This window comes from Bradyrhizobium sp. Ken01 (genome assembly GCF_055807355.1).
In genome coordinates this window covers 1-8456 of the sequence record NZ_JBVVPC010000097.1, presented here as the reverse complement: position 1 = coordinate 8456, position 8456 = coordinate 1, and the positions used below count along the sequence as shown (strand labels likewise).

The following is an 8456-nucleotide window of genomic DNA, read 5'->3' as shown; positions in this document are numbered from 1 at the left end:
ACCTTAAAGCTAGACTTAAGGTCAAATCCTCGGGCCGCCTCCCAAACTAAACAAGGCGGCCGCCGCCGGAGGGATACGTTTTAAGCGGGGTAGCACTGAGTTATTCGGCGTTCGCCTCTCGACCCAGTGATGATCGAATTTTCTCTGAGTGAAACAGAAACCTCGCCGATCTTGTGAGCCGGCGGAAGTGAGACTGAAGACTAGCGGCCGGGGCTGCCGATCGCTAAATAGATGCTAGCCCGACTGCTTAGTAGGGGGCGCCTCTCAGTGCGCCCAACTGAACCGCTGGGGCGCCCGAAGGCGGCGACCCCGAAAGGAGGATGAAATCCTTGAAGGCCGGTACTTTTATCCGATCGAAGCTCAAACAGCAGTCAGCCGCCGATCTGGCCGAAAGCGTTCGAACCTCACTTCAATGGCAGCAATGTCCTGCTCAAGTTGAGCAACTGACAGCCCAAGGGCGTGGCGAGGTCAGATACTTCGGTCATTGTGGAAGCGTACCTGATAAGCGCGGTCACAGATGAAGTCCGCGCCGGGTGACGAAACAGCGGAAGAGCCATGATCAAGGGGGGCCGTATCTGCTCTCGCCTCGATACGGTTCCCGTCCAACGTCAGCCTAAGACATGCGGACGGTACCGTTCTCAACCGCGGACAGACAGACCGAAGCTCAGAAAGGTCACGTGTAAGCGATTTACTCCCCCATCCCTAGGAAGCCAGCAGCACTATCGGAATGCCACCGTACGTGGGCTTTGTCGCCGTCGCTCTGAACGGCGCCATTGGCGATCAGTAATGAATGGGTCCATCCTTGGGTCCGGAGGAGGGTCCGGCCACAGAAATTGCGCGCCGAAGGAGCTTTACGCGATGTGGCACCGGTCTGCATGTCCGAAGTCCAGATGCTCGATTGCAATTCACGAATCTGCGTGCGCCAGCGTGTGGGCTAACCATTTCGGCGTTGGACTCGCCTCCGTGAGGTAGCTCATCCACGGAAGCTATACGATGCACTCATTCCGACTTCGGTCGCTTCTTCGAAACGGATTGAAGGGCCACCTTTCGCGGTGGACCACGTCTTTGCGCCTGATGGGTCGCGGTCGTCTTCTTTGGCTGTGACTGCGGCTCGATGATTGATGGTGGTTCGGCCGCCACCGTTAGCTTCGGTTTGACGCCCTCGATCTTGAGCGCGTTGCGATGACGAGGCGGCAAATCGATGTGATTAAGAAACGTTTCGTCTGAGAATTGAATGGCTCCGACCCCGCATGTAGGAAAGAAGATAGTCCGCATGTGAATAGGCGCAAAACCTGACGACAGCCTTACTGCTGCGCGACCCGTCGCCGTTCAACGCCCACCCATTCAACGAACACGTTCGCTCCGAGGCTAGCATCAGGTGGGCGGGGCCGCCGACGGAGAGGCCGCGGCCCCTCGCCGCGAAGGCATCGATACGCGAAACGAGGACGACTTCGCGACTAAGGTAGCTTCAACCTACCGGTGGCATTCTGCAATCTGGTCTACTCGTTAGCCTTACCGTGCGGCTCGGTGTGGCGCTCTCTCATGATGGTCTCCACATCTGTCATTGTCCGGGCGAAGGCTTCCCGTAACCGCTCCGCGTGAGCAAGGCTCTCCGGTTCAACGAGAGATGCAATCTTGATCAGCAGTCTGTTGAAAAGGTACGTAACCCGGAGATTGTCAGAGTGCCGGTTTCGCAGGGAGATGATCTGTCGACGCATTTCGATGAGATCGAGGGGTTCCTGTTGGGACGGCCTCTTCAAATCAAACTCGCGCACGTAGCGGGACAAACGAAGCCGCCGCGCCGAGTATGATGGCGCGACGGCTCCGCCATGGGGTTCCAGACGAGGGCAATGTCCGGTGCTTCACTGTAGCCGCCGTCATGACCAGCGCAATCGAACTCGGAAATTAAGCTTGATGCTGCCAGCGTGGGTTAATTCTGGAACGGCGACGCAAACCCGTTGAGAAGATCAATCGATGCTCGTACGTTGGATCATCCGCCGCGCCCTTACCTCCGCACGGTGTTATCGCCGCTTTGGTTTGAGCTAGTAGTCGCAGGAATGCGTTGTTCTCCCAGAGCAAGGCGGAGCTCGTGGGCTTCCTCGCGCAGTTTCCGGCTCTCGTCTCGCACTATTTTGACCTCAGTGTATCCTATCGAGCACGTCTCGATAAGATCTGCTTCGGAGCGTTTCTGCACTTAGCTAAGTTAAGGCGGCGCGCCGAGAGGGGTCGAAAGCCTCGGCTGGTGCGCTGACATTTCTCGTCGGCGGTTGCACCCTGGATCAGCGGCGCGCGAGTTCCGTCGGCATCGCCGCGAGCGCGTCCAGTTCGGCGCCTTGTCCAGCGACGTCCCGGCGATGCGCTCCAGATTGGGGCCTAGCTCCTTGGCGCGGGTTGCGTCGCGGCGAACTGTCCGTTCAGGCATGCCGGTATTGGCGGCAGTGTCGGCTGTGAACCTCTCGTTAGAGTGGCCAAGGTGGCCACTCTTTCCACGACCGCGCGCGGTTGCGCCGTGCTTCGTTTCAGGGTGGACCGCTTCATAAGCCGCCTTCCGCTTCGCGCGCTGCGCCGGCGTCAGGTCACGACGGATCAGGTTTTCGTCGATCTCAGTCAGAAGCGCTTCGGCTTCTTGCCACGGCAGTGCAGCATCCGTTGAACCGACGCGCGCGGGGCTCTTGCGCGTTACGCGAGCTTCGGTTTTGACCTGCTCTATGTTATTGCCTGGAACTCCGGGCTCGCTCGCTAAATATCGGTCTTTCATCGATCGATAAATCGAGGGACTCATGATTTCAGCAGAGGTGAAAAAGGCTGTCCTGACCTCGCGCTCGCTGGATTGGTTTATTGGGGCGGGCTACTGCATGGTCGCTTAGCTGGCCATGACTGTTTGGCTGTATGTTCTCTCAACGCTCGCCGCAAAGATCATCATCTGGTTGGCGTTCTAGGCGGCGCTCTTACTTGTGCGCGTCCATCACCCGCATCGCTGGAAGCGCCCGGTTCTGGACCTTGACCCACTCCTTCGATCGCCCTCCGGTGGAAGGCCGGTCGCGGCGCTTAGTGGCGCGGTCGCGACATTCTGCTTAAGCGTTTGTTACAGCGGGAAAAAATGGCACTGCGCAATCGATTGCCGAAGGAGTGGTCCCGCACTTCAGTTTGTCCGCATTGCAAATCCCGTGCTTTTGCCGCCACTCCCGGACCGGGGACAGCAGCATTTGAGGCCCGCAACCTGAAGGCACGTGCATACTGGTTCTACAACACCTTAGTCCCATAAGAGATCATCTCGGTAGTATTTCGCTTGGCCCATTGAACTTTCGCGGTCCACCTGTGATGTTACCTCTATGGAAACCGACCAGGATATTTTGGCAATCCAGCGGAAGCTGGCGCACTGCCGCCAGTTAGCGGAAGAGTTTCCTGGCGGTGCCACGGCGAAGCATATACGGGAGCTTGAGGAGGAACTGAGAGCCCAACTCGTAGCTCAGCTCGGCTTAGCAAACGGCAAGTTTCCGAAGTAAATTTGATTATGATCCGGCGCCCTCAGGTATGCACCCCATCGACTTCGTCTCCGGCGCTGAGCGACTGGACACCGGAAGAGTTGGCCCAACTCGCTCGCCTTGCCCATGGACGCAGCACGGCGACGGAGGTCGCCAAGGCGCTGGGCCGCCGCATGAGCTCAGTCCGCAGACAAGCGCGGGAGCTGGGCATACTGCTCTACAAGACCTAGGATCGCGCCGGCGGGGCTCCTACAGAGAGCTGGGCGTCGGGACTTAATCCTCCGCCCAAGGTGGCCAGCGCGGCCCGTCTCTGCGAGCTAAGTCGCGGTGCAGTCTCATCAACCGTGTTCTATTGAAGGGATCGATGCTTCGGAAAGAAGCAGTTTTGTCGCCGCTTACTGCACCATGGATGAGCTTCATCAGTTTTCGACAGCAATGCTTGCCGTGGTGTTCGCTGCGAAACGCTGGTGCCGGCCAGCTCTACATTGAGCGAGCGTCGCGTGAAGACACCGCCGGTGCTCAATGTGGAGCCGCTTCTCCCCGCGTGGCGCTGGTGCGCAGCAACGCCGAACGGAACGCCTTGAAGGTTCGGATTAGCTCGGAATAAGCGGGCTTCGGTTCTTCCCGCGTGACGCCCGCAGCAAACCGAAACGTTTTCGCGCGGCAGCGGCGCGCTGGATCAGCGGCGCCCGGTCGTCTGCCGGCATCAGGGGAGCGCGTTAGTAAAGCGGTGGCTTAGCCTGCCTCTATCGGGCGTGCTTCCATAACGGAAACAGCGGAGTTGCTGGCCCTATGAGGGCACGCATCTTCGCTTTTCTTCAACTGCGAAAAGGGCTGCCCGCTCGTTCTACTAGATCGGCCAAGCTGTTTTTGAAACCGCTGTAAGCGTGCGTAAACTGCCTGCCGAGTTCGGCCTAGCCGCTCGGCAGCCACTTCAGCTGTCGCGCCTGCGTCGAAGAGGGAGAGTAACTCCGCCTCTTCGGCGGGCAACCAAGGGCGCGTCACGGATCGATTGTTTGTCATTCGCTAACCTGCAATGCTCAAAGCCGCGGCGGCGCCGGCCGCCGCGGCTTGTCAGGAATTCGGCTGGCTCGTTCAACCCGCGTAGGTGCCGGCAAGCGGCTGGGCTCAGGCAATCGATTGTCGCGCACCATCCATGCCGCTAGCCGAGCATAGCGTCGGCGAAGGGCCGGTACGAACCAACCAGATGGGGCCTCATGATCTATGTCGCCAAACAATCACCACGAACCATTTACAAATGGTTGCCGACCATGCCCGACGCAGGAAAAGTCGCCCCAAGGGCAACCGGCCCGTTCTGCAAGTCCGCTGTTCGGATCAAGACGCAAAGCGTCGAACACTGCTGTGTCGTTCCTCATGGCAATCTCCCAAGGTGCTGAAATCGTTTCGGTCAATAGGAGAAGCTTATCCGGCGAAACGATCCGCGCAAGCCGGATTGTTGTTGCGGTTGCTCAACCGGACTGCCGCTCGGTGTGCCTGCTTGAAGCTGCTTACGGTAGCGCACTGAGGAAGCTTCAATTGCAACAGGCGCCCTTGCCGTTCTCTTGGACCGGCGGACACGCAACATCGGCGTAAGAGCAGAACACGCAGCAATCCCCGGACTTCGGCTTCAACCGGGTGCTGCAACCAGCGCAGTCATAGAGGAACTGGCAAGCATCGGTCGGCATAACCTCAGTAGCTTGGTACTCACAGCTCGGGCAGGTGATCGTCGATCGCAAGATCATCCCGCGTTTATAAACCAAAATAGGCGGCTCAAAAATCAACCTCAGGTCGCTCGAAGGTTGGAAACAGGCTGGTACCGATCTTCTGCCGTGTGGGCATTGTCGGCGACCGATCCTGACCGCGTCCAGATCAGTGCCTAGCGCCTGGGCGCGGGTCGCGTCGCGGGCGGCAGCTGTCCGCGACCGGCCGCTTTTCGCGGCCGTCAACGACTTCCTGTTCAAAGTCCCAACTTTGGATTTTGATCGGAGGTCGCCGCCCCTTCGCGTCTCCCGATGCACCGCTTCATAGGCCGCCTTCCGCTTCGCGATCAGCTTCGCGCGCTGCGCCGGCGTCAGGTCGCGCCGGATCAGGTTTGATCGCTCAAAACGACCGGCGGCGGTTCGTGTCAGTAAAGAGGACTTCAGCGAGCTTTGGAGTGCTGAGCCGCCCCACTCTGGGCGCGGCGCTCTTTCGCATCGGTGCTGAGGCGCGCAATCGTCGTGATGGCTGCCGCTAGCAAGGCGATCCAGACGCCGACGCCGATAACGACCAATACCAGTTTGCGCAAAGGTGCCTCGCGCTGGTGAACGAAGCCGCCGCGCCGAGTAACTTGGCCCGATTACCTCGCCATAGTGAACCCGGACGGGGCAATGTCCGGTGCAGAGAGGCTAGCGTCCCGTAGCTCCGTTGCAATCGAAGACACGAATTAAGCTTTATGTCGCCGCTGGAAGTTATTTCAGGAACGAGAAGGGACACCGGAATGTTTTAATCCGGTGAATGCTGTGGAACCGTCTAAGCGTCCGAATTCCTGACTTTAACACCAGTTGCCAAACTTCGATGCGCTGCTACATCTTCACGCTCGACGACGACGGCAGTACACTGAACGCGGGAGAGATCGACTGCAACAACGTCGATGAGGCTCTACAGCTAGGCTCTGCCGCGATGGCGGAAGACCATGTCGAAGTTTGGTGTGGCTCACGCCGTCTCGCCCGCTTCGAGCCTGAGCGGAGGCAGGAGCGGCCGCTTTGGCGGCTGGCCCAGCGTTTGACCCTAGCCGAGCGCCGTGTCCGGCAAGGCGAGCAACATATCAGCCAGCAAGAGAGGGTCATCGCACAGCGCAAGCGCGAGGGGCGCGATCTAGCTCTTGCGTTCTCCACCTCGACATGCTGATTGAGAACCAAAAGGCTTATTTACAGAAGCGAGATTTGATCGTGGCCGAATTGGCAAAGCGATCTTGATAGTGAGGTTCGCGCGATCCGGGCTCACGAACTATGGCGCCAAAAATGAAAGGTCGCGCTGAGCCGTTTAAAATCCCCCAGGCGTCCGTCAATACGTCCGCATCTTGGCTTTTAACGCCTCTTCTCCCTCGGAGGTGATCTGGTATTTCCGTAGACCCTTGCCGGCCCTCGTCTGGACCCAACCTTTGCGCATCAGCTTCAGAATGGTCACCGGACTAGCGTGATAGTTCGGATCGCCTCGGATCGCGTCCATGGCGGCTCGTACAAGATAGCTGGGAACGTTGGTGGGCGGTCGTGGCATTCTAGAAAAGGGTGAGATGTTCGCCGAGGCTTCTACACTGGCCCTGCCGGCCTAAAGCTTAGTAAACTTTGGGCGTCCTGACCGGTCGGGAGTGACGGAGTTTGATTGCGCTTCGCAGTAGTCGCCCGCCCGAGTGAGCGCCATTCCGCTGCCCTCCCTTCCGAGGGAACAAGCCCTCCGCTCCTTCATTGTGGAGGGAAGGAGGCGCCGCGTGTCTCAACCCAATGCTGACCGATTTAAGAGCAACGCTGGTGAATGTCGCCAGATGGCGCACGACGCCGAGACAGAAGATGCCCGGGAAGCATGGCTGCGTCTGGCGGCAGAGTGGGACAAGCTTGCAGAGCACGCGCGGAACCGCCGCGGAATTTTTGATCGCTACGAATAGCAGTGCCCATCGACCAAACGCACCTCCTCCCTGCCGGTGTTTTGGTAGTCATCACCAGACCCTTGGCCAACGCGGGCGACAGAGAGACGCTAAACTGCGCTCCCGCCCCCCTCGCATTGCGGCAACTCTGGCCACGCCGATCGCTGCGGCGCCGCCGGATCAGCTGCAGCCGAATGTGTTTGGAAACATGTTAACCAAACACGAGATGCTAACGGCCTTTAGCCGAGGGGCCCTAAGCCTGCTGCGTCGCAAACTTTGAGGCGTCTTAGCTATGGACTTTCAGAGCGCCGCGCCCGCGGTCGTGAGGGCGATCCGCCAACGCGATCTACTCAACACCTGGCTTCGGCTCTATGCGCGCGGGCACGGCCTCCCCGCCGTCTCAGAATATGTGCCGGGCCGCCTTGCTGAAGAAGCAGACGACCTGGTTTATTACGTCGTCGATGCCGCCCAATGGCCGCCAGTTCTCACGATAGAAAGCGAAGGCACCCGAATGTCCGCCGCGTACGGCAAAACCGGCAAGGGGCGCCGACTGGACGAATATGTGGGCCCCCGATTGGCCCCTTCTGTCATGCCGGTTTACCATCTCTGCGTCGCACGACGATGCCCGATCTACACGGTGTCCGAACTGGAGGACGCTGCCGGGCACAAGGTGGAATATGAGCGGCTTTTCCTGCCGTTCGGAGCCGGTAGCGAGGTCACCGAAATAATCGCCTCTCTGAAAACAATCAGCATCGAGGGCCGGTTCGAAATCCGGGACTTGATGACGCGTGCCGACCTAGTAACGGCACCGGCTGTACGCGCGGTTATTGACCGAGAGCTTTCTCATAGACTGCCGACGCGAACGGGAGCGATAGCGATGCTGATGATTTAGTGTTCGATTAACCGGCATCGCCTTTGGATTGATCCAAGGAATTGAAATCGGTACGAGAGCTCTCCGACCTGGTCCAGCAGGTTGTCGGCCTGGCGGGGCTCGATGTGACCGTCCGCCGTGACCACGCATATGGTTGGCAGCCACGTCATGTCCGCGCCGGGCAAGCCGATTGGCTTCCAACCGCGCGTTGAGGAGATCGCTCATCGAATGCGTGCGCGCTACCAACTCCTTCTCTGGAAACCCTTCGGGTGTAAAATTAGGACGCGCCCTAGATGGTCTTTGCGGAGAGGCGCAATGGCAGATACTTCGATCGAGTGAACGGATGCCACGTGGAACCCGGTGGCGGGGTGTACTGAACCGCCCCGGGTTTGCCGGAGACTGTTTGGTTTAAGTTATGCCGCCATAGCTTGTTGTTCCAGCATGGCGTAGTAGCGTTGCTCGGCTTCGGCTGGTGGGA

General features: G+C 59.2%; 6 protein-coding genes. 3 read left to right on the top strand and 3 right to left on the bottom strand.

Annotated elements, in window-relative coordinates; genetic code table 11:
* Positions 1–2203: 2203 nt before the first annotated feature.
* Complete coding sequence (locus tag AC0L3S_RS38350; protein WP_473285057.1) at positions 2204–2758, bottom strand: hypothetical protein; 555 nt, start codon at positions 2756–2758, stop codon at positions 2204–2206.
* A 2259-nt stretch (positions 2759–5017) separates the two neighbouring features.
* Entirely contained in the window at positions 5018–5227 is a 210-nt protein-coding gene (locus AC0L3S_RS38345) for a GDCCVxC domain-containing (seleno)protein (protein ID WP_473285059.1), read from the bottom strand.
* 814 nt (positions 5228–6041) lie between these two features.
* Here AC0L3S_RS38345 and AC0L3S_RS38340 point away from each other — a divergent pair.
* Complete coding sequence (locus tag AC0L3S_RS38340; protein WP_473285055.1) at positions 6042–6374, top strand: hypothetical protein; 333 nt, start codon at positions 6042–6044, stop codon at positions 6372–6374.
* 156 nt (positions 6375–6530) lie between these two features.
* On the opposite strand, the gene AC0L3S_RS38335 is transcribed toward AC0L3S_RS38340, so the two are convergent.
* A complete protein-coding gene (locus AC0L3S_RS38335; protein ID WP_473285053.1) occupies positions 6531–6695 on the bottom strand; it encodes a hypothetical protein in 165 nt (54 codons plus the stop codon).
* Positions 6696–6954: 259 nt separating this feature from the next.
* On the opposite strand from AC0L3S_RS38335, the gene AC0L3S_RS38330 reads away from it, so the two are divergent.
* Both AC0L3S_RS38330 and AC0L3S_RS38325 read left to right on the top strand, forming a co-directional pair.
* Positions 6955–7128, top strand: coding sequence for a hypothetical protein (locus tag AC0L3S_RS38330; RefSeq protein ID WP_473285051.1), 174 nt, complete (start codon positions 6955–6957; stop codon positions 7126–7128).
* A 271-nt stretch (positions 7129–7399) separates the two neighbouring features.
* Complete coding sequence (locus tag AC0L3S_RS38325; protein ID WP_473285049.1) at positions 7400–7999, top strand: PAS domain-containing protein; 600 nt, start codon at positions 7400–7402, stop codon at positions 7997–7999.
* Positions 8000–8456: the final 457 nt, after the last annotated feature.